This is a genomic window from Legionella sp. km772, from assembly GCF_003989735.1.
Lineage (GTDB): Bacteria > Pseudomonadota > Gammaproteobacteria > Legionellales > Legionellaceae > Legionella.
On the sequence record NZ_RZGQ01000038.1, the window covers coordinates 1 to 19,567 of the forward strand.

Here is a 19,567-nt window from a genome sequence, read left to right on the forward strand (position 1 = left end):
TTTTGATTTTTTTGATGCAGTGTAATAATTTCGCTTTTTGGTCATTCTATTCCCCTCTTATATTAGAAGAATAGCTCTTAAAAATACCTTTTTTTCGTCTAAAAATCCGCGCCTATATCATTTACAATTAGCCACCCTATTTCGTTTTAACAGCAATTAAGTTATAAGTTAATTTTCTTAATAAAAAACAAACTGCTTTATTAAATTATGCTGTTACTTATCGACAATTACGATTCATTTACCTATAACCTAGTACAATATTTTCAAATTCTAGGGCAAGAGGTATTGGTACGCACTCATGATCAAATTAGTGTTGAAGAAATTAAACAATTAAATCCCAATTATCTCGTTATTTCTCCCGGGCCTAAAGCTCCCGATGATGCAGGGGTTTCTTTAGCCGCCATTAAGGAATTGCATCAAAAAATCCCTATCTTAGGTGTTTGCTTGGGCCACCAATGTTTGGCACAAGTATTCGGCGGCAAAGTTATTTCGGCACCCCAAATAATTCATGGAGGCACCTCCCCTATCCTGCATCACTATCAAGGTTTATTTAGAGGTCTTCCGAATTATTTCAACGCTACCCGATATCACTCCTTAGCCGTAGAAATAGACAGCCTTCCCACTTGTTTAGCAATAGATGCCTGGGCAGATGACACAATAATGGCAATTTCACATCGTCAATATCCGCTTTTTGGTCTACAATTCCATCCAGAAGCAATTTTAAGTGAACACGGTTTATCCTTACTAGAGAATTTTCTGCATTATGAAAGCCAATCAACTCTTTGAACTTCTGATTGAAAAAAACAATTTGAATTCAGAACAAATGCGTGCCGTCATCCTCAATTGTATGAATGGGCAATTTAATGATGCGCAAATTGCAACTTTTTTAGCATTAATGCGCATGAAAGGAGAGACAGCTAGCGAATTAAGCTCAGCGGCGGAAGTAATGCGCGAATTGGCCCATCCTATTTTTTTAGGTGACCATTTAATTGATATTGTAGGTACTGGCGGTGATGGTAAAAATACCTTTAATGTTTCCACGGCCAGTTCCTTTATTGTAGCTGCTGCAGGATATAAAGTGGCAAAACACGGCAACCGCTCTGTTTCTAGCCGAAGTGGCAGCGCTGATCTTTTAGAGCATGCAGGTTTTAATCTTAACCTTTCTGATGAACAACTGAAAGAATGTATAGAGCAATGCAATTTAGCCTTTTTATTTGCCCCGCATTATCATCCAGCTATGCAGCATGCACGACTTGCTCGTCAACAATTAGGTATTCGCACCTTATTTAATTTATTAGGCCCCTTAATTAATCCTGCTCAAGTAAAAAAACAAGTGGTAGGTGTTTTTGCCAATAAATGGCTAGAACCCTTAGCTCAAGTTTTAGCCCACTTAGGGAGCGAACGCGCTTTAATCGTTAGTTCATGCGATGGTTTAGATGAAATAAGTATTGTTGCGCCCAGCACCATTCTGGAGTACAAAGATGGCGCCTATCATTCTTGGGTGCTTGAGCCTAAAGAATATGGCTTAGCTCATTCAACCCTAGATGGACTCATTGTTGATTCACCACAAAAAAGTTTAACCATTATTGAATCAATATTGAATGGCAAAAAAGGAGCGGCTCGCGATATGGCTGTGCTCAATTCCGCCGCTGCTATTTATTGTGCCACAGACTCCTCCTTTGCCCAAGCCGTAGAAAAAGCACAAGACGCAATAGATAATGGCAAAGCAGCTTCAATTTTTAATAAACTGCGCGAGTTAACTTACTCGTTTAATAAATAGTTTTTGGGTAAAGAATAAATGAATAGTATATTAGATCGTATTGCAAAACATAAAAATCAAGAAGTAAATCTTGCAAAAAAAAATAAGCCGCTTACAGCTTTAAATCAGCAAAAAACTGAGCCAACAAGAAATTTTTCACAGGCATTAAAAGACACTAGCACTCCATCCATTATTGCAGAAATAAAAAAAGCGTCTCCTAGTAAAGGTATTATTCGTGAAGATTTTAATGTGGGCGAAATTGCTAAAATTTATGCTCAGCATGGTGCTCGCTGTTTATCCGTGTTAACTGATCAAGAGTTTTTTCAAGGCCACCCTGATTACCTCGCTCAAGCAAAAAAAGAATGCCGGCTTCCTGTTTTGCGCAAAGATTTTATTATCGATAGTTATCAAATTCACGAAAGTCGCGCCTTAGGGGCTGATTGTATTCTCCTTATTGTGGCCATGTTAGATGATAGCCAACTGCTGGATTTCTGCCAATTGGCACAGGAATTAAATATGGCTGTTTTAGTTGAAAGTCATACCAAAGAAGAATTGCAACGTGCATTAAAGCTCCCGACAACCTTGGTGGGAATTAACAATCGTAGCTTGCATACCTTTCATACAGATATTCAACTTAGCGTTGAACTTAAAGATCTTATTCCTGAGGATAAATTAATTATTACTGAAAGTGGCATACGTACCCGGGAAGATGTTTTATTCATGCAAGAGCAGGGCATAAATACCTTCCTGATTGGCGAGCATTTAATGAAGGCTAGGAATATTGGCGCAGCCTTGGATTCATTAATGGGTAATTAAGCTTTGTTTTACCACGTAACAATAATGAGAGTTTAACTGATGATGGTATTAATAACCGGGGCGGCAAGCGGCATTGGCTTAGCTTTAAGCCTTATTTGTTTACAAAAAGAATTTTCTGTAATTATGGTTGATAACAATGATGAAAAATTAAATGTCGAAGCTCGTCAGTTAAACAATCAATTCCCTAATCGGGTAATAAAAAAAACCTGTGATCTCACGCAAGCTGATGCAGTAAACACGCTTGCTCAAGAGCTTTATCAACAAATTTCCCATATTGATTGGATCTTTAATAATGCCGGTATTATTGGAAGCCTTGCACCTCTTTGGGAGTTAACCCCAGAACAGATTCAGCAAGTTTTTGCAGTTAATATTTTTGGCATGACTAATGTCATTCAAGCGTTTATGCCTTTTTTATTTAAACAGAGGCAACCATCCCACATCATTAATATGGCAAGTCTTTATGCCATCTGCACAAGTTCCCAAGTGGCCTCCTATTCCATGTCCAAACACGCCGTTCTTGCTTTATCGGAATCCCTGCATTTTGATTTGCAGCGCTTAGCTAAGCCAATAGCTGTTTCCGTGGTTTTACCTTCGTTCACTGACACCTCCCTCCTAACCCCCTCCTCAACGGACCCTGTTTCGCCTTTTCAACAGTCTTTAAATTTACTGATGGCTCATTCTCGCCCAACCATGGATGTTGCTAGCCAAATAATTGATGAGGTAGAGCAAAAAAAATTTTATATCTTTCCCGATAAAGAAGTAAAAGGCTATGCCGAAGAGAGGCTAAACGCAATGATTTCGCAAAATAACCCCCATCTTAATGCAATAGAGAAATTGATGACTTCATTAATTAAGCGCGATGAAAAAAGAAGAAAGAAATCGAGCTAAATTGGCCCTCTCCTATTCTTACAAGAGAAAGGGTACTCTTTAAATACTCTCGCCTATTTTTTTAAAGTTCTTCTCACCAAAGATAGCGCTTTGATAACGATAATATTTAAATTCTAGTAAATTATTACTCGGATCTTTAAGGAAAAAGGTATGGTGTTCTAGACGTGTATCGGCAAAGCGAATTTTGAGTGGGATTTCAAAATTCATCCCTCTCTTCTCTAGAGCTTCAATAAATGCTATAAACTCCGTTTTATCTAAAAACACCAACCCAAAATGACGAGGGTAAATACTTTTTTGTTCTTCAGGTAGGAAATCAATTTTATGCGCCACAATCTGATGGGATGCGAAATTTAAAATCAAAGCCTGCTCCGATTCTCGGCCCAATTGACAACCTAACTGCTCAACGTAAAAGGTTTTCGCTAAATTAATGTCATGAACCGGGAAAGCTAGATGGAATAAGACGTCCATATGGGGTATCCTTCATTTAACTATTTTAACATCTGTAATAATTCGCGTCTGAATAAATGATAGTCAACTTCTAAAGCATGGCGTCGATGCGATTTGAAACGATAATGTGGCTTATCCATTTCTTGTTTTACTTTTTCATGTAATTGCTTGGGTCTTGCTAAAGTACCGGCAATAATACGCGCAACAATTTTAGATTGATAATCGGCCAAAGGCCAAATACATCCCTGCGGCTGACATAAACCAATAAAATATAAACTTTCAAAATCCGGATGCATCATTTTCCGGTACAAGGGAACGCGTGTGGCATTGGAAAAATTAAGACGTTCTTCATGCGCAAAAAATGGGAAACTGATTTTATAACCGGTAGCAAAAATCACACTATCAAATTCCTGACAGCGGCCATTTACAAAATAGACTTTATTACCCGAAAAGCGCTCTACCCCAGGATTAGTTTGAATTTTACCATGGCGAATAGCATAAAGAAGTTCGGAGTTAATGGTGGGATGGATTTCTAAAGGGCCACAGTCAGGCTTCATTAATTGATATTTGGCATAGCGCCCTTGCAAAACGCGCACTACTATATTAATTAATTTTTGCCTTAATACAGCAGGAATCCATTGCACCTTGGCAACTGCAACATCGGTTGGTTTACCGAAAATAAATTTTGGAAAAATATGATAACCACGCCGCATACTAATGTGGGTAGACGCTGAAATTCGCGCCGTCTCTACTGCAATATCACACCCGGAGTTTCCACCACCAATTACTAAAACGCGTTTATCCTTAAAAGGAGCAGCTTTTTTGTATTGATGGGAATGCAGCAATTCCCCCTGAAACTCCCCAGGATATTCAGGAAGGTAAGGATCCCAATGATGGCCATTGGCAACTAATAAATAATCAAAAATTTCTTCATTATGGCCAGATTCATTCTCAAAAATTACCTGCCATTTATCATCTTCGAGTTGATTAATTTTAACTACATTAGTATTAAATCGGATGTATTTATTTAAATCGAAATGTTTGGCGTAAGCATTAAAATAAGTTAATAATTGCCGATGAGAAGGATAATCCGAATAATCATCTGGCATAGGAAAGTCTTCAAATTGCGACCAACGTTTCGAGCTAATAATATGAGTGGTTTCATAAACACTAGAGTGCTCATTTTGCTCATCATAAACCCAATTCCCACCAATTTGTTTGCTTTTTTCAAACACTGTAATATTAGTTAAACCCTGTTCTTGCAAGTTTTTCACGGCAGTGAGACCACTAGGCCCCGCACCAATTATACAAACTCGAGGGTTAAAGTTAGGCGTTTTTTCTCTTTCCATTTACCACTACCTTTTTTATTTTTTCTAATATCATTTCTTGCACAGTAGGATTTTTATCAATAGTGAAATGATTAACACCAACGCCTTTTAACTTAGTCACGTCGATATTCTCTATGTGTGTTTTAGCGGGATCTACCGCTCTTAATTTTAAGCCACTAAACATGGGCACATACCCTGATTTATAAAAATTAACTGCTTCGTGAACATTGGGTGGGACAATAGTCTGTGATACCGCATCAACGGTAATAAGCAAAGCCACTGGAATATTCAACTTATTTAAATTACGTGCCACTTTAATTTGCTCATTAGCACCGAGAGAATGGCCTACTAAAATGATCGGTCGAGGATCTTTTTGTTGGTGGTAGTTATCCGCAATAACGCGCGTTACATCACCTGCGTTATACCAGATGTTATTGTAGGCCGGTATATCATAGCGGGCAGCAACCGAATCTCTAAGTGTGATCATTCCTTTGCTAAAAAGCCCTAAACCACCCAACATGGTATGCACTTCGCCCTTATATTTTGCGTGCTTGTCTTCCACAACAACTGAATGAGTTTTAGTGTAATTATTGCGTGTACCGGATAAATTAACACAAGCGCTAATCAAGACAGGTAAACTGATTAATAGTAATATTCTAACGCTAAAAATATTTTGAAAAGCCTTATTGTTCATCTTGTTTTCAAAAGGAATCGACATGGGGATTTATGATAACTTATTATAACTTGCTTGCCCAGATAAAACGAGATAAGCTTTAAACTAGCATTTTTTTAAATTTATTTTCTATATAAAATAATCAAATAGTGAACGCTCTTAGTGTACCTGTAGGAAATCAACTTAAAGGAATTACGATTGATTCACAAAACAACTTATGGCTAGCCTCTTTTGGTAACGATACCGTCTATGAGCTCGATCCATCAGGTACTATCATTCATGCTGTAAATGGTGTGGGTGGTATCGAAGCACCCTGGGGCGTGCGAGTAGATAGCGATGACAATGTTTGGGTAGCTAACTTTACTGATTTTTTGACTATTAATCATTATTCAATCTCAGAAATTTGTGGGAGTAGACCAAGCAATTGTCCACCAGGGCTTACCACCGGCGATGCTATTACTCCAGTTGCTGGCTATACCTTACCCACTGGAGGTAGTCAGGTGTTATTGGCAAATGGCACTCCATTAAATGGACCTCATGGCCCTCCTTCTTATTTCCATTAATGCGTTTAACGCAAGTAATTCCTGATCGCGCCGGAAATATTTGGGCTGCAAATAATTGGAAGCCCATACCTTTTAGCTCCCATTTCGTCAATCCAGGCGGGGATGGTATGGTTGCGTTTATTGGTATAGGAAAACCAACTGAAGATGTACAATAGCCAAGCATCTGCTATAGTAGCGTTTTCGTTCTAACGTGCTTTACTATGCGTACATCTTTTCCTGTAGTTACCGTCAGTCAATTAAACCGCCATATCAAAAATTACTTAGAACAAGAAATTGGTGTGGTGTTTGTAGAAGGCGAAATCTCTAATCTAAGCCGGCCGTCTTCAGGACATTTATATTTCACTTTAAAAGATACGCAAGCCCAAATTCGTTGTGTTTTTTTTAAAAATCGTCACGTGCAGGCTATAGTAAATAAATTAAAAGATGGGCAGCATCTAATAGCTAGCGGTCGACTTAGCCTGTATGAAGCGCGAGGGGATTACCAACTTATTGTAGAAGAGTTGAAAGAGGCAGGCTTAGGCGAACTCTATCTCCAATTCGAAGCTTTAAAAAATAAATTAGCCGCTGAAGGATTATTTCATCCAGAACGAAAAAAAGCACTCCCTAAAATCCCTAAAATAATCGGTCTTATTACTTCCACGAGTGGCGCTGCCATACAAGATATTTTATCCACCTTAGGACGACGTTTTCCCTTAGCCCCAGTTTTTGTCTATCCTAGCGAAGTTCAAGGCGGCTCAGCGGCCGAGCAATTAATAAAAGCGCTCCAATATGCTAATGCGCATAACCACTGTGATGTGCTCATTTTAGCTCGTGGAGGTGGAAGTCTTGAAGATCTATGGGCTTTTAACCATGAATTATTAGCACGACATATAGCCAACAGCGCTATACCCGTCGTTTCGGGTGTAGGGCATGAAACTGATTTTACTATTGCTGACTTTGTCGCCGATTATCGGGCCGAAACACCAACAGCCGCAGCCACTGCAGTTACACCAAATCGAGATGATCTTCACCAGTTAATCAATAACCTCCGATCGCGTTTACAAATAGCTATACAAAGAGACATTCAAACCCAACAACAAAAGCTTGCTTATTTAACTAGTAAGTTAAGCTCGCCAAAGCAAGTGATCGCGGCTCAATGGCAGAGCATTGATTATTTAGAAAAGCAATTAATTTTATGGACAAGTCGTTTAATAAACCATAAGAAACAACACATTCAAGGGTTTACTAACCAATTACAGCTAAAAAATCCTCTTCATTATGTACAGCAAACCAAATTACGTCTTAATCAGCTCACAGAACAACTTACACAACAGTTCTATGTAAAGATAAATTTTCTTCGCTATCAATTAAATAATAATCTCTCAACCTTACATGCTGTTAGTCCCCTAGCAACCTTAGATAGAGGTTATTCGCTAACTACTCAACAAGGCAAAGTCCTCTATAATACAAAGATGCTAAAATTAGGTGAAACCGTAGACATTCGCTTGGCACAAGGCTCTTTAAAGTGCGAAATAATAAAAATTAATGATTAAGGGATATATAAATGTTTGAGGATTTGATAACCAGTATTACGCTAATAAAAATTCAAATACAATCTAACTTACCTATACTGGGCATTATTTTAGTTATTCCTTGGGCTATTTATCTCTTTAGCAGCTGTATTAGTAAGAAAATTTTATTATTAGGAATTATCCCACGACGTTTGATAGGATTGCCAGGGATTGTTTTTGCCCCCCTGCTGCATGCTAATTTTAATCATATTTTTTTTAATTCTATACCCTTAGTAGTGTTGAGCTGTTTTATACTTATCAACGGTCTTCATTATTATTTGATAGTGACCTTTCTCATTACTATATTGAGTGGAATCGCTATTTGGTGTTTTGCCAAAAATGGCTTGCATATTGGCGCCAGTGCACTAATAACTGGCTATTGGAGCTTTTTAGTAGTCAATATTTATCAGCGTACCACTCCAATTACTATTATTTTAGGCTTAATAAGCCTTTATTATTTTGCAGGTATATTTCTTGGTATTTTTCCTAAAGAAAAAGGCGTTTCCTGGCAAGGTCATTTATATGGCTTATTAGCAGGCATTGCCACCAGCTATATTGTGAAATTATATCCTCAACTCCTTATATAGAAGCTAATATTTTTTGCAACTCTGTGCTATCCTAAAACTAATAATACTTTTAGAGAATCAAGATGCTAATAATAAAAAGAATTTTTCTCACCAGTATATTGAGTCTACTTATTATGCCTGCATTTGCCGATAGTTGTTGCGCAAAAATGGGGGGGGCAAGTTATTGCGATTCATCTGCCGGTCGGGTTGTATGTAAGAATGGTTTTTATTCTGCTTGTTATTGTGAGCGCCATGCCGTTATGGACTTACAACTTTTAAAAGGTTGTTGTTTATGGCAAGGTGGTGTTTTACCTACCTTTGATCGAACCGGTTTAGTTGTTTGTAATGATGGCTCTATATCAGAAGAGTGTTCAACTGCAAATCCTTATGATCGCATCGGTTCGTTCTAGCTGTATTATTCAAGTCAAGGGGAGCCGCACTGAAGGCTCCACTAGTCATCAGCTTGAGTTTTCCATACTCAAATGAATCTCGTCTTTATCTTCTACTCTATTTTGCTGGGTTTTCTTATTATCAGCATATTTTTCAATAAACTCACCAAAGTTTAAGGCACTAAAAATGAGCAGTAAATAGCCAATGGGTGAATAGGATAAAATACTATCGAAAAACGCACCAATGCAAACTGCAGTAATAATACCGAATAACATAGATTTATCAGAAAGATTAAAGCAAGCAAACAATAAACTTCCCAAAAAGAGAAGCAGGAAAGAAAATCCAATAATTCCTTGCTCTGAAAGAGTCAACCAATATTGGCTGTGAGGCTCATTAAGCCATTTTCCCCACGTAAGTATGGGATTTAGGGAATAACTATAAGGGAAGGCTCCCGTTCCGATACCAATAAGAGGCTGGGTCATAAATAAACGGCGCGCATAATCATGAAATTGAAATCTAAAACCCAATGAGCTGTTGGCATTATCAGCATTTAAGGAATGAACATCGTTTGCAAGATTATGGATCCCTGTTTGCATTGTAGGGCTTAAAAAATAAGCGCCAATCATTAATGCACTCAAAAAAAACAATCCAAACAGCGCCTTTTTAAAAGGTAATTTTTGCAGGCATAATATGGCCATTACCACGAGATAAATAGCATAACCTGTTCGACCTGTATTAAGAAATAAGATTTGAAAGCTGGTGGAAGCTACTATAAAAAGATAGAGTACTTTAAGCCTTCCTTTATATTTAATGGCTTGTAATGCAGCGATATAGCAAGCTAAAGCCATCATAAAACCCGTGACGATGTGATTATAAAATAGCTTGTTCACATCATCGTTAGAATGAATGAAAACCACCCCTTTTGCTTTTAATAATGAAATCAGACAAGTGAACAGCATTGCGCCTAAATAAGCATTGATGCACCAAAGCCTTGTTTTAGGGTTAATAAACCCCACTGCAAGAATAGGTAAATAGAGTATTTTGGAGTATTTGCCAACCGTACTGATTTGCATTGCTAAGGGAGCTGGGCTCCATAAGCAAGCTAACGCAACGAATCCTACTAAAAAGAGTGCACTTCGTCCCCAATAAGTATTAAAGGTATAGGATAAGTATTGATTATAGGCTGGATTTATTAAAACGCTCAGCAAGGCTAAAATTAAAAAAACAGATCTCAGTGAGGGACTAAGCGGGGTAACAAATATAAACAGCGTGAATAATATGGGGGTTAAATAAACCCCTTTTTCTTGTAGCACTTGGAAATTCACAATTCAACCTCAGTATTAGTATTCAAGGCTGGTAAGTCATGGATATGATTATCAGTGTAGATTTGTTTAATACCCCGATAAAAAGTCCCTTGAGCGCTAAAAAGTGCAAATAAAAAGCCTAATTTTCCATCTAAAAAGCCACGTTGTAAGAGATAACAACGATTAAACATCCAAACTGTTGCAGCAAGTACACGGATAAAGCTGGGTTTTTTATTGTTAGCAATACGAATTTTGGCACTATAAGAGGAGTATTTATTTAATTTATATAAAACATGGCTAACATCCTGAAATGAATGATGCCTAATTGCATTTTTGATTTTTCCTAGTCGAGCACCCTCAGGTAAGATAATCTTTTCATGAACAATGTCCTTGCTAAAAGCTGCATTGGCCTTTTTAAATAAGCGGGCATGGCGTTTAGGACTGTAAGAATACTTTAAGGGCTGATTATAAAATACCATTTGAATTGGAAGGCGGTAAGCATCCGCTTTATTTGAGGCTATGGCTTCTTGGATCTCAAGCTGTAGCTCATCGCTTATGGATTCATCAGCATCAAGATTTAATACCCAATCGCCATTGGCATGTTCTAAGGCTCTTTGTTTTTGCACACCATAGCCGCGCCAATCCGTCAAAAAAACCTTATCCGTATAGCGTTTAGCAATTTCTACGGTTTTGTCGGTACTACCCGAATCTAAGACAATGATCTCGTCTGCAAAACGCACTGAATTGAGGCAACGACCAATATTCGCCTCTTCATTTTTGGCAATAATAATTACACTTAACATGCTTTCAACATCAGTAGCAAAAAGAGGAATTATAGCGAGAATAGAGCAAAATTGTAACTAGAGCATTTATTTTGGACGTTTTAAATAAATAAGGCCTGAACTCAGGCCTTATTATTAATAACTAGCTAATCTTATGCCAGATTAACACACCCCTTCACGATGATCATGACTATCAAAATGCAATTTACCATCTTTCACTTTGAGGGTTACGTGTCCGCCATGTGCTAATTTACCGAATAGCAGTTCATCTGCGAGAGGTTTTTTAACATTTTCTTGAATTAAGCGAGCCATTGGACGAGCTCCCATCGCTTTATCATAACCATGTTCAATTAACCATTCCCGCGCCGCTTTGTCTACGGCAAAGCTGACACCTTTATGATTTAATTGCTCATCTAATTCCATGATAAACTTATCAACAACTAAACCAATGGTTGCGTTATCTAGAGGTGCAAAATTTATAATCGCATCTAAACGGTTTCTAAATTCTGGACTAAATTGCTTTTTAATGACGTCCAAACCATCACTCGCATTATCCTGAATAGAAAACCCGATTGAATTACGAGCTATTTCGGTCGCCCCCGCATTACTAGTCATTACCAAAACAACATGTCTGAAGTCAGCTTGACGGCCATTAGTATCGGTTAAAGTACCATGGTCCATAATTTGTAATAATAAATTAAAGACATCGGGATGAGCTTTTTCAATTTCATCAAGCAATAGCACTGCATGAGGATTTTTAGTCACCGCTTCAGTTAATAATCCGCCTTGATCATAACCAACATAACCAGGAGGAGCACCTATTAAACGAGATACAGTATGCTTTTCCATGTATTCAGACATGTCAAAACGTAATAGCTCAATCCCTAAAACATTAGCTAGTTGACGAGTTACTTCCGTTTTACCCACACCGGTAGGACCTGCAAATAAGAAACAACCTACTGGTTTTTGAGGCTCTCTTAATCCAGAACGGCCTAACTTAATGGCTGAAGCTAAAGCAGTAATTGCTTGGTCTTGTCCGTATACAAGGAGTTTCAGATCGCGCTCTAAATTACGCAAGGTATCTTTATCACGAGCGGAGACTTTTTTAATTGGAATTCGTGCTATTTTGGCGACCACGCTTTCAATTTCACATACAGAAATGATTTTTTTGCGTTTAGTTGCATTTAATAAGTTTTGATAAGCTCCTGCTTCGTCCACCACATCAATGGCCTTATCAGGTAGAAAACGATCGTTTATGTATTTAGCAGATAAATCAGCTGCCGCCCTTAAAGAAGGAATAGAGAATTTCACCCCGTGGTGCTCTTCTAAACGACCTTTAAGCCCTTTTAATATTTCAAAAGTTTCATCAACAGTAGGTTCGGCAATATCAATTTTTTGGAAACGTCGCGCAAGCGCACGATCTTTTTCAAAAATACCCCGGTACTCTTGGTAAGTCGTTGAACCAATACATTTTAATTCGCCATTAGCTAATAGAGGCTTTATCAGATTAGACGCATCCATCACGCCACCTGAGGCAGCACCTGCGCCTATAATGGTATGAATCTCATCAATAAACAGCACTGCACCCTCTTGTTGACTTAGTTGTTTTAAAACTGCTTTAAGGCGTTTTTCAAAATCCCCGCGGTATTTGGTACCTGCAAGTAAGGCCCCTAAATCCAGAGAATAAACTACACAACCTCGAATAGAATCAGGAATATCTCCATCCACAATTAGACGAGCTAAGCCTTCAGCAATAGCTGTTTTACCAACACCAGCTTCGCCCACTAAAAGAGGATTGTTTTTTCTACGTCGACATAATACTTGAATAGTACGTTGCACTTCTTCATGACGGCCAATTAAAGGATCAATTTTCCCTTGTTTTGCCCGACGGTTTAAATTGGTGCAATAACTTTCTAGAGGAGATTCATTTCCCTCAGTAGTGAGCATGTCTTCATCCATAGAGGAATTCATATTTTCGCTCATATCATTGCTTTGGTATTTAGAAACGCCATGAGAAATATAATTGATTACATCAAGACGAGTGATATTTTCTCTACGGAGGAAGTAGACAGCCTGACTTTCTTGCTCACTAAAAATTGCCGCAAGGACATTAGCGCCAGTTACTTCTGTTTTACCTGCGGATTGCACATGAAAAACCGCACGTTGCAAGACGCGTTGAAAACCTAAAGTAGGTTGAGTTTCTCTGTCTAATTCATCATCGGGAATACGTGGAGTCGTTTCATCAATAAACTCCATTAAATCTCGACGTAAAGCTTCAATATTGGCATCACAGGCTTGTAAAACATTACCAGCTGCCGGATTATCAAGCAAAGACAACAGCAAATGTTCAACCGTCATAAACTCATGACGCTTTTCTTTTGCTTCCTTGAATGCTAGATTCAAGGTGAATTCTAGTTCTTTATTTAACATTGTCGCTGCTCCTCTCCAGCCCACACCATCACGCGGGTTCCATGCTAGATAGCAATGGATGTTGATTCATTTGTGCGTATTCATTGACTAAGGCTACTTTAGTTTCTGCTATATCTCTAGTAAAAACCCCACACACACCTTTTCCTTGAATATGAACTTGCAACATCACCTGAATGGCAATTTCTTCATTTAAATGGAAAAATTGTTTCAGTACATCTACCACAAAATCCATTGGTGTATAGTCATCATTGAGCAATACAACTTTAAATTTTCTTGGCACCCGAAGCTCGGTACTAATTTGCGTATCCGTTTTCGTATGCCGTACAATTTCCTCTATATTTTGCCCGCTCATAACTTACAACCCCTTACTATTTTTATAGACGCCCAATGTTGATTTGGCCAGTAAAAATGGGTAATTTTAATGAAAAATTTAGGTATTGAAGTAATCGCTATCATATTGGTTAGATAGAACCCATTATTTGCTATTAAAAAAAAGTTTTTCACTTATCTTCTTTTATATTGTGACTCAATTAGTATTTTACTAGTTAAAATCGTTAAAAAAATTCAATGAGTTAATTAAGCAGTTGCTCAATTATCCTACAAGTTGAATTTTGTAGCTTTCCTCAAGCTAGATCTCGCCTCCTCACAAAAGACAGAAATCAAGCACTTATTCCACGCCTCTAGGTGAGGTTAGAATGAATCCCCGCTAATGCGGGGATGAGAAATTGGGCCCCACTTGGAGCCTCTTATTGCACCTTTCCAGGCAAGCAAGCTCTAAGTAAAGACCACATTTATTTATCTTACATATGAGAAATTACAGCATCACCAAAGCCCGAGCTGGTAACTAAGGTCGCATCTTCCATTCCGCGCTCAAAATCATACGTTACCGTCTTCGCTTCAATAGCGCCATCCATACCCTTAATGATTAGATCTGCCGCCTCATGCCAGCCCATATGTCGAAGCATCATTTCAGCCGATAAAATGATTGAACCAGGATTTACCTTATTCTTTCCAGCGTACTTAGGTGCTGTACCATGAGTTGCTTCAAATACGGCTACATCATCACTAATGTTTGCACCAGGAGCAATACCGATACCTCCAACTTGCGCAGCCAGAGCATCGGAGATGTAATCACCATTCAGGTTTAAGGTCGCAATTACGCTGTAATCTTCTGGTCTTAATAAAATTTGCTGTAGGAAAGCATCGGCAATGACATCATTAATAATAATTTGTTTGCCGGTTTTGGGATTATTAAATGCCATCCAAGGGCCGCCTTCGTATTCTTTAGCACCGAATACATCGCGAGCTACTTGGTAGCCCCAATCTTTAAATGCTCCTTCAGTAAATTTCATAATGTTACCTTTGTGCACTAAAGTCACTGTTTGGCGATCATTATCAATAGCATATTGAATAGCGGCTTTCACTAACCGAGTAGTCCCTTCTTTTGAAACAGGTTTGATACCGATACCACAATGCTCGGGGAAACGGATTTTCTTCACGCCCATTTCTTTTTGTAAAAATTCAATAACTTTGGTCGCTTCAGGAGTATCTGCCTGCCATTCTATCCCGGCATAAATATCTTCTGAGTTTTCACGGAAAATGACCATATCCGTTTTCCAAGGCTCTTTAACAGGGCTTGGCACCCCTTTAAAATAACGAATAGGCCGTAAGCAAGTGTAGAGATCCATATCTTGCCGAATAGCAACGTTTAATGAGCGAATGCCTCCGCCTACTGGAGTAGTTAAGGGTCCTTTAATAGAAACTACAAATTTTTTCATAGCTTCCACAGTTTCTTTAGGTAACCATTGATCAGCGCCATAAACTTGAGTCGCTTTTTCACCAGCATACACTTCCATCCAAGAAATTTTCCGTTTATCACCATAGGCTTTTTTTACAGCAGCATCAACAACATGAATCATAGGAGGTGTCACATCTACACCAATACCATCTCCCTCGATAAAAGGGATAATTGGATTATTCGGTACATGGAGAGAACCATCAGCTTTAACTGTAATTGCTTCGCCCTGCGCAGGTAGTTTAATTTTATCGTAGGTCATTGACTACTCCGTAAATTTAGAGAGATTAATCATAGCATGTGATAATCAAGAATCCTAATAGGCATAGCTAGATATGCAGGTTTTTTTATTGTGCTGAACACAAAAAATTTCAATTAAAAATTTTTTATATTCTGGTAATAATATTTATAGATAAAATAGTCTATTATGCTAGATAAGAAGTCTACGGCTTATTAATTTTATCTCACCATTAGGAGATTTTTATGAATGTTGTTTGTCAGAGGATGGGAAAGGGAGTTGCGATTTTATCTTTATTATTTAGCATTTCCACCGCTAACGCAGGCTTATGCACCGGCCAACCTAAATGTGAGGAGACCTATTCTGGCGCTGGTACAGGTACCTGTACTTTAAATAGTAACGGAACCTATACAGCAAGCTGTGGTGGCTGGGATCCTAATGGTTCACAATGTTGTGACTCAAACGATCAAGTCCATGATATCCAAGGCTGCACCTGTACGTGCAATAGTTCCCACACAAGTTCTAGTTATACAAACTGTGGCTATTAAAAAACGAGGCTGAGCCAATACTGGCTCAGCTTTAAGCATAAAGTAACATCTCAACTTGTTCATTGAGTTGGTTATAACCTGCTTCAACATTAATATATTGGCTTTTAGCTAAAAAGACTGACATAGAGCCGTCATCAGTAGCATTCTTTTTTTGTAAAATTCCGTTAAAACCATCCATTTTTAAACGCAGGTAATCTTGTAACTGAGTCACTAAATAAAAATTACGGTAATAATTTTTCGGACTCATATGCAGCGCTTTAGCATCACTGGCTAATTTATGTCCGGGTAAATAATCTTTTAAAGAGTAGGTGGAATTATTATGCACTGCCACCACTTTCCCTTCTGGTATTAGCTCTTTAATTTTATTGGCTAATTTTTTCACTTCATGATGTGCTTCCGGTGTATAACGACTGTATTGGGCTAAAGTCTTTTTTATTCCTTTATCCGTATAAATTCGATTTGGATCAAATTCATACCGCTGGTTATTTAGGTGAAAAACAATATTACGCCCCCCCGAGTGAGCGAGAGTAAGCAAACTGCCCCCTTGTTTACTTATCGCAAATTGAGCAGCTTTTAAGGCGGTTTGTTCATTTTGGTGCACATGGACATAAGCCTTACCTTTACCAGGGGTTTGCTTAATAATGACAGGCTCATCGCCAACCATTACTTTATGATTAATAGCACAACCTGTTTGTGTTAACACGAACAGTAAAAGAAGCCAGTATTTCATAAATAACCTGCACCAAGAACATTAAAGGTGGTCCATTATATAAAAAGCTATTTTAAGAAACAATGGCTTAATTTTTTCCATTTTTTGTTTAAGCAATCGAACGGATGATACCACCATCAACACGCACTGAGGCACCATGAGTTGCCGCTGCTAAGGGGCTAGATAAGTAGGCAACCATATTCGCAACTTCTTCCGAACTTGCAAAACGCTTAATAAGTGAGGAGGGTCGTACGGTGGCAAAAAATTCTTTTTCTATTTCGTCTGCCGTTTTATGTTGTGATTTTCCTAAATTATCAATAAATTGATTAACTCCCTCACTACGAGTTGGTCCAGGAAGTACAGAGTTAACCGTAATATTAGTTCCTACAAGATTTTCTGCTATACCGCGTGCAACCGCCAGCTGAGCCGTTTTGCTCATGCCATAATGGATCATTTCACCAGGAATTTGTAGTCCTGATTCACTGGATATAAAGATAATTCGTCCCCAATTATTCTTCATCATTGATTTTAAGTAATGACGACTTAGACGCACACCACTCATCACATTGACTTCGAACATATGAAGCCATTCCTCGTCAGAAATATCTAAAAATGGTTTAGCATCATAAATACCAGCGTTGTTAATAAGAATATCGACTTCCCTGACTTCTTGCTCTAATTTTTTTATTTCCTCAACCTTGCTAACATCAGCTACGGCGGCAAGCAGTTGCGCGCTGGGCACCTCTTTTTTAATTTGCTCTATGGCGTGCTGAACGCGGGACTCCGTACGCCCATTTATTATTACAATGACACCTTCTGCTGCTAATTTTTGAGCAATAGCAAATCCGATCCCTGCTGTAGAGCCCGTCACCAATGCTTTTTTATTGCCTAATTGTAGATCCATCTTAAAATTACTCCTCAATTGTGTATTTATCTAATCTAACAAAGTAAACTGCTAATTCCCGAATCCCCTTTAAATAAGTTATACTTAGTGCTAGTGTTATTAATTTACTGTATCCTGTGCCCAGACTTATTCTTTTTAATAAACCCTATGGCGTAATCACCCAGTTTAGTGGTGAACAACATGAACAAACCTTGGCTGCTTATATAAAAATGCCAGGCTTCTATGCCGCGGGGCGCTTGGATAAAAACAGTGAAGGTTTATTACTACTCTCTGATAATGGTAGCTTACAACACCAATTAACTCATCCTAAATTTAGCAAAAAAAAATATTATTGGGTACAGGTTGAGGGTGCCATTTCTGATGCCGATCTAAACCCTTTGCGAAAAGGGTTAAAAGTAGCGGATAATCAATTCTTACCCGCTGAAGCGAGGTTGATTGCGGAGCCCTCAATATGGCAACGTACCCCGCCTATTCGCATCCGATTAACTGTACCTACGAGTTGGATTGAGATCGCACTGCAAGAAGGAAAAAATCATCAAGTCCGTCGGATGACCGCCGCGATTGGCTTTCCTACTTTACGTTTAATCCGCCATAAAATAAGCCATTGGGAGTTAGGTGGTTTACAGCCTGGGGAGTCTAAACTAATTACAATTCCTTAAATTATATTTTCTTAACTCGCTGATTTAGCAAGGGTTTGCTCACAATTTACCCGAACAATCCATTTATTGGCTATCCACTTGTGAAGTAAATAAAACACGAGTTACAATGGCCAAGTATTTTAATAAATGGAGCTCTTATGTTAAAGAAAACTTTTTTAGCTGTACTCGGATTAACAGCCAATGGCCTAGCCTTAGCAGGCACTATGGGCCCCGTTTGCGCCCCTGGAAATGTCACTGTTCCTTGTGAAGCTAAGCTTTGGAGTTTTGGTGTTGATGCCCTCTATTTAAATATGAACAATGGGGACTTTCGCGGATATGAATCCTCAGCCCCACTTTTTAATAGAATTGACGATGAATGGACATGGGGATTTCGCGCCGAAGCCGCCTACCAATACAGTACAGGTAACGATGCTGCGATAAGTTGGATTCATCTTACTAATCTCAATCATCAATTTTTACCTGTGCCCGCGACTGGTATTCCCTCAGAGCAATTAGATAATGAAAGTCGTTTTGATCAAGTTCATGCTGTTTTAGGTCAGCATGTTAGTGCAAGCGCCACCAATAAAATACGCTTCTACGGCGGTTTAAGCTATGCGCAAATTGAAAACAATCGCACCTTTTATAATGTTGCTTTCGCTCTTCTACCAGGTCTGTCTAATCGCACTGATAACAGTTATTTTAATGGTGTGGGTCCCGTGCTCGGAATTGATTACTCTTATTATGTAAGTAATGATTTGAGCCTAGTTGCCAATGGTGCCACTTCCTTACTTTATGGTTCCACCCATGCATCAGCTTGGACGAGCCCTTATGCCTTCATTCCTGTAAATCTCAATACTCAATATGCTAGCAAAAAAACTGTAGTTCCAGGATTTGAAGCCAAATTAGGTGTTAACTATGCCTACGGGATGGCAAATGGTACTTTAAATCTAGAAGGTGGATACCAAGCTATACAATACATTGCGCCCTTACAAGCATTCCCCTCCTCTACAAGTATTAGAACTTCTGATTTTGGGGTTTATGGCCCTTATTTCGGTCTTAAATATGTCGGTAATGCATAATTAGATAGATTCCTCCTCCGCTTTACGCGGAGGATTTTCGGCATGGTTCAAATAACCCCTGTTTTAGTGAGCACTGAGCGTGCGTAATCCTGCCCTGATGTGTTATGATTTGGGCATGAATTAATGATTCAATTGCTCTTTAAAAAGATCTAGAGAACTA

At 38.5% G+C, this 19,567-nt stretch carries 22 protein-coding genes; 12 read left to right on the forward strand and 10 right to left on the reverse strand.

The window, feature by feature from the left end; translation table 11 throughout:
- Window positions 1-207 precede the first annotated feature (207 nt).
- Genes ELY15_RS06160 through ELY15_RS06175 form a run of 4 tightly spaced genes read left to right on the forward strand, consistent with a single transcriptional unit; the run spans window position 208 to window position 3,463 of the window.
- Window positions 208-786 carry an aminodeoxychorismate/anthranilate synthase component II gene (locus ELY15_RS06160; RefSeq protein WP_127098786.1) on the forward strand — a complete coding sequence of 193 codons (579 nt, stop codon included), beginning with the start codon at window positions 208-210 and terminating at the stop codon, window positions 784-786.
- The gene (gene trpD, locus ELY15_RS06165; RefSeq protein ID WP_127098787.1) at window positions 764-1,780 is read left to right on the forward strand and encodes an anthranilate phosphoribosyltransferase; all 1,017 of its coding nucleotides are present in this window, start codon (window positions 764-766) and stop codon (window positions 1,778-1,780) included. The genes ELY15_RS06160 and trpD overlap by 23 nt, the downstream gene beginning before the upstream one ends.
- Window positions 1,781-1,798: 18 nt before the next feature.
- A complete protein-coding gene (gene trpC / locus ELY15_RS06170; RefSeq protein WP_127098788.1) occupies window positions 1,799-2,575 on the forward strand; it encodes an indole-3-glycerol phosphate synthase TrpC in 777 nt (258 codons plus the stop codon).
- Window positions 2,576-2,614: 39 nt separating this feature from the next.
- Entirely contained in the window at window positions 2,615-3,463 is an 849-nt protein-coding gene (locus ELY15_RS06175; protein ID WP_370449394.1) for an SDR family NAD(P)-dependent oxidoreductase, read from the forward strand.
- A gap of 39 nt (window positions 3,464-3,502) precedes the next feature.
- On the opposite strand, the gene ELY15_RS06180 is transcribed toward ELY15_RS06175, so the two are convergent.
- Genes ELY15_RS06180 through ELY15_RS06190 form a run of 3 tightly spaced genes read right to left on the reverse strand, consistent with a single transcriptional unit; the run spans window position 3,503 to window position 5,932 of the window.
- The gene (locus tag ELY15_RS06180) at window positions 3,503-3,931 is read right to left on the reverse strand and encodes a VOC family protein (protein WP_127098790.1); all 429 of its coding nucleotides are present in this window, start codon (window positions 3,929-3,931) and stop codon (window positions 3,503-3,505) included.
- 20 nt (window positions 3,932-3,951) lie between these two features.
- Window positions 3,952-5,259 carry an NAD(P)/FAD-dependent oxidoreductase gene (locus tag ELY15_RS06185; RefSeq protein WP_127098791.1) on the reverse strand — a complete coding sequence of 436 codons (1,308 nt, stop codon included), beginning with the start codon at window positions 5,257-5,259 and terminating at the stop codon, window positions 3,952-3,954.
- On the reverse strand, window positions 5,237-5,932 hold the full coding sequence (locus ELY15_RS06190; RefSeq protein WP_127098792.1) for a hypothetical protein: 696 nt from the start codon (window positions 5,930-5,932) through the stop codon (window positions 5,237-5,239). The genes ELY15_RS06185 and ELY15_RS06190 overlap by 23 nt, the downstream gene beginning before the upstream one ends.
- Window positions 5,933-6,060: 128 nt before the next feature.
- Between ELY15_RS06190 and ELY15_RS06195 the strand changes: the two genes are divergently transcribed.
- The 5 genes from ELY15_RS06195 to ELY15_RS06210 all read left to right on the forward strand — a co-directional run bounded on the left by ELY15_RS06195 (window position 6,061) and on the right by ELY15_RS06210 (window position 9,000).
- Window positions 6,061-6,474 carry a hypothetical protein gene (locus ELY15_RS06195; protein ID WP_127098793.1) on the forward strand — a complete coding sequence of 138 codons (414 nt, stop codon included), beginning with the start codon at window positions 6,061-6,063 and terminating at the stop codon, window positions 6,472-6,474.
- Entirely contained in the window at window positions 6,474-6,629 is a 156-nt protein-coding gene (locus tag ELY15_RS16070) for a hypothetical protein (RefSeq protein WP_158617417.1), read from the forward strand. Before ELY15_RS06195 ends, ELY15_RS16070 begins: the two co-directional genes overlap by 1 nt.
- 45 nt (window positions 6,630-6,674) lie before the next feature.
- Window positions 6,675-8,006, forward strand: a complete 1,332-nt coding sequence (xseA, locus tag ELY15_RS06200; RefSeq protein ID WP_127098794.1) for an exodeoxyribonuclease VII large subunit — start codon at window positions 6,675-6,677, stop codon at window positions 8,004-8,006.
- An 11-nt stretch (window positions 8,007-8,017) separates the two neighbouring features.
- The gene (locus ELY15_RS06205) at window positions 8,018-8,611 is read left to right on the forward strand and encodes a rhomboid family intramembrane serine protease (RefSeq protein ID WP_127098795.1); all 594 of its coding nucleotides are present in this window, start codon (window positions 8,018-8,020) and stop codon (window positions 8,609-8,611) included.
- Between the two features lie 113 nt (window positions 8,612-8,724).
- A complete protein-coding gene (locus ELY15_RS06210; protein WP_233586541.1) occupies window positions 8,725-9,000 on the forward strand; it encodes a neurogenic locus notch in 276 nt (91 codons plus the stop codon).
- A 48-nt stretch (window positions 9,001-9,048) separates the two neighbouring features.
- Here ELY15_RS06210 and ELY15_RS06215 read toward each other — a convergent pair whose 3' ends face one another.
- The 5 genes from ELY15_RS06215 to icd all read right to left on the reverse strand — a co-directional run bounded on the left by ELY15_RS06215 (window position 9,049) and on the right by icd (window position 15,553).
- Window positions 9,049-10,305, reverse strand: a complete 1,257-nt coding sequence (locus ELY15_RS06215; RefSeq protein ID WP_127098797.1) for an O-antigen ligase — start codon at window positions 10,303-10,305, stop codon at window positions 9,049-9,051.
- On the reverse strand, window positions 10,302-11,087 hold the full coding sequence (locus tag ELY15_RS06220; protein WP_127098798.1) for a glycosyltransferase family 2 protein: 786 nt from the start codon (window positions 11,085-11,087) through the stop codon (window positions 10,302-10,304). Before ELY15_RS06220 ends, ELY15_RS06215 begins: the two co-directional genes overlap by 4 nt.
- Before the next feature lie 141 nt (window positions 11,088-11,228).
- Entirely contained in the window at window positions 11,229-13,496 is a 2,268-nt protein-coding gene (gene clpA / locus ELY15_RS06225) for an ATP-dependent Clp protease ATP-binding subunit ClpA (protein WP_127098799.1), read from the reverse strand.
- 28 nt (window positions 13,497-13,524) lie between these two features.
- Window positions 13,525-13,848 carry an ATP-dependent Clp protease adapter ClpS gene (clpS, locus tag ELY15_RS06230; protein ID WP_127098800.1) on the reverse strand — a complete coding sequence of 108 codons (324 nt, stop codon included), beginning with the start codon at window positions 13,846-13,848 and terminating at the stop codon, window positions 13,525-13,527.
- Window positions 13,849-14,296: 448 nt separating this feature from the next.
- Window positions 14,297-15,553: an NADP-dependent isocitrate dehydrogenase gene (icd, locus tag ELY15_RS06235; protein WP_127098801.1), complete on the reverse strand. Its 1,257-nt coding sequence runs from the start codon at window positions 15,551-15,553 to the stop codon at window positions 14,297-14,299.
- A 221-nt stretch (window positions 15,554-15,774) separates the two neighbouring features.
- Between icd and ELY15_RS06240 the strand changes: the two genes are divergently transcribed.
- Window positions 15,775-16,077, forward strand: a complete 303-nt coding sequence (locus ELY15_RS06240; protein WP_127098802.1) for a hypothetical protein — start codon at window positions 15,775-15,777, stop codon at window positions 16,075-16,077.
- A gap of 31 nt (window positions 16,078-16,108) precedes the next feature.
- Here ELY15_RS06240 and ELY15_RS06245 read toward each other — a convergent pair whose 3' ends face one another.
- Window positions 16,109-16,807, reverse strand: coding sequence for a protein tyrosine phosphatase (locus ELY15_RS06245; RefSeq protein ID WP_127098803.1), 699 nt, complete (start codon window positions 16,805-16,807; stop codon window positions 16,109-16,111).
- Between the two features lie 88 nt (window positions 16,808-16,895).
- A complete protein-coding gene (locus ELY15_RS06250) occupies window positions 16,896-17,690 on the reverse strand; it encodes an SDR family NAD(P)-dependent oxidoreductase (protein WP_127098804.1) in 795 nt (264 codons plus the stop codon).
- Between the two features lie 116 nt (window positions 17,691-17,806).
- Here ELY15_RS06250 and ELY15_RS06255 point away from each other — a divergent pair, with 116 nt between their 5' ends.
- Window positions 17,807-18,349: a pseudouridine synthase gene (locus ELY15_RS06255; protein ID WP_127098805.1), complete on the forward strand. Its 543-nt coding sequence runs from the start codon at window positions 17,807-17,809 to the stop codon at window positions 18,347-18,349.
- Window positions 18,350-18,486: 137 nt separating this feature from the next.
- Window positions 18,487-19,407, forward strand: coding sequence for an Lpg1974 family pore-forming outer membrane protein (locus tag ELY15_RS06260; RefSeq protein WP_127098806.1), 921 nt, complete (start codon window positions 18,487-18,489; stop codon window positions 19,405-19,407).
- The last annotated feature ends 160 nt before the right edge of the window (window positions 19,408-19,567 follow it).

Excerpts from the sequence above, each read along its gene's own strand:
- ELY15_RS06160 (WP_127098786.1), top strand. The coding sequence starts at position 208 with ATGCTGTTACTTATCGACAATTACGATTCATTTACCTATAACCTAGTA.
- trpD (WP_127098787.1), top strand. The coding sequence starts at position 764 with ATGAAAGCCAATCAACTCTTTGAACTTCTGATTGAAAAAAACAATTTG.
- trpC (WP_127098788.1), top strand. The coding sequence starts at position 1,799 with ATGAATAGTATATTAGATCGTATTGCAAAACATAAAAATCAAGAAGTA.
- ELY15_RS06175 (WP_370449394.1), top strand. The coding sequence starts at position 2,615 with ATGATGGTATTAATAACCGGGGCGGCAAGCGGCATTGGCTTAGCTTTA.
- ELY15_RS06180 (WP_127098790.1), bottom strand. The coding sequence starts at position 3,931 with ATGGACGTCTTATTCCATCTAGCTTTCCCGGTTCATGACATTAATTTA.
- ELY15_RS06185 (WP_127098791.1), bottom strand. The coding sequence starts at position 5,259 with ATGGAAAGAGAAAAAACGCCTAACTTTAACCCTCGAGTTTGTATAATT.
- ELY15_RS06190 (WP_127098792.1), bottom strand. The coding sequence starts at position 5,932 with ATGAACAATAAGGCTTTTCAAAATATTTTTAGCGTTAGAATATTACTA.
- ELY15_RS16070 (WP_158617417.1), top strand. The coding sequence starts at position 6,474 with ATGCGTTTAACGCAAGTAATTCCTGATCGCGCCGGAAATATTTGGGCT.
- xseA (WP_127098794.1), top strand. The coding sequence starts at position 6,675 with ATGCGTACATCTTTTCCTGTAGTTACCGTCAGTCAATTAAACCGCCAT.
- ELY15_RS06205 (WP_127098795.1), top strand. The coding sequence starts at position 8,018 with ATGTTTGAGGATTTGATAACCAGTATTACGCTAATAAAAATTCAAATA.
- ELY15_RS06210 (WP_233586541.1), top strand. The coding sequence starts at position 8,725 with ATGCCTGCATTTGCCGATAGTTGTTGCGCAAAAATGGGGGGGGCAAGT.
- ELY15_RS06220 (WP_127098798.1), bottom strand. The coding sequence starts at position 11,087 with ATGTTAAGTGTAATTATTATTGCCAAAAATGAAGAGGCGAATATTGGT.
- clpA (WP_127098799.1), bottom strand. The coding sequence starts at position 13,496 with ATGTTAAATAAAGAACTAGAATTCACCTTGAATCTAGCATTCAAGGAA.
- clpS (WP_127098800.1), bottom strand. The coding sequence starts at position 13,848 with ATGAGCGGGCAAAATATAGAGGAAATTGTACGGCATACGAAAACGGAT.
- icd (WP_127098801.1), bottom strand. The coding sequence starts at position 15,553 with ATGACCTACGATAAAATTAAACTACCTGCGCAGGGCGAAGCAATTACA.
- ELY15_RS06240 (WP_127098802.1), top strand. The coding sequence starts at position 15,775 with ATGAATGTTGTTTGTCAGAGGATGGGAAAGGGAGTTGCGATTTTATCT.
- ELY15_RS06245 (WP_127098803.1), bottom strand. The coding sequence starts at position 16,807 with ATGAAATACTGGCTTCTTTTACTGTTCGTGTTAACACAAACAGGTTGT.
- ELY15_RS06250 (WP_127098804.1), bottom strand. The coding sequence starts at position 17,690 with ATGGATCTACAATTAGGCAATAAAAAAGCATTGGTGACGGGCTCTACA.
- ELY15_RS06260 (WP_127098806.1), top strand. The coding sequence starts at position 18,487 with ATGTTAAAGAAAACTTTTTTAGCTGTACTCGGATTAACAGCCAATGGC.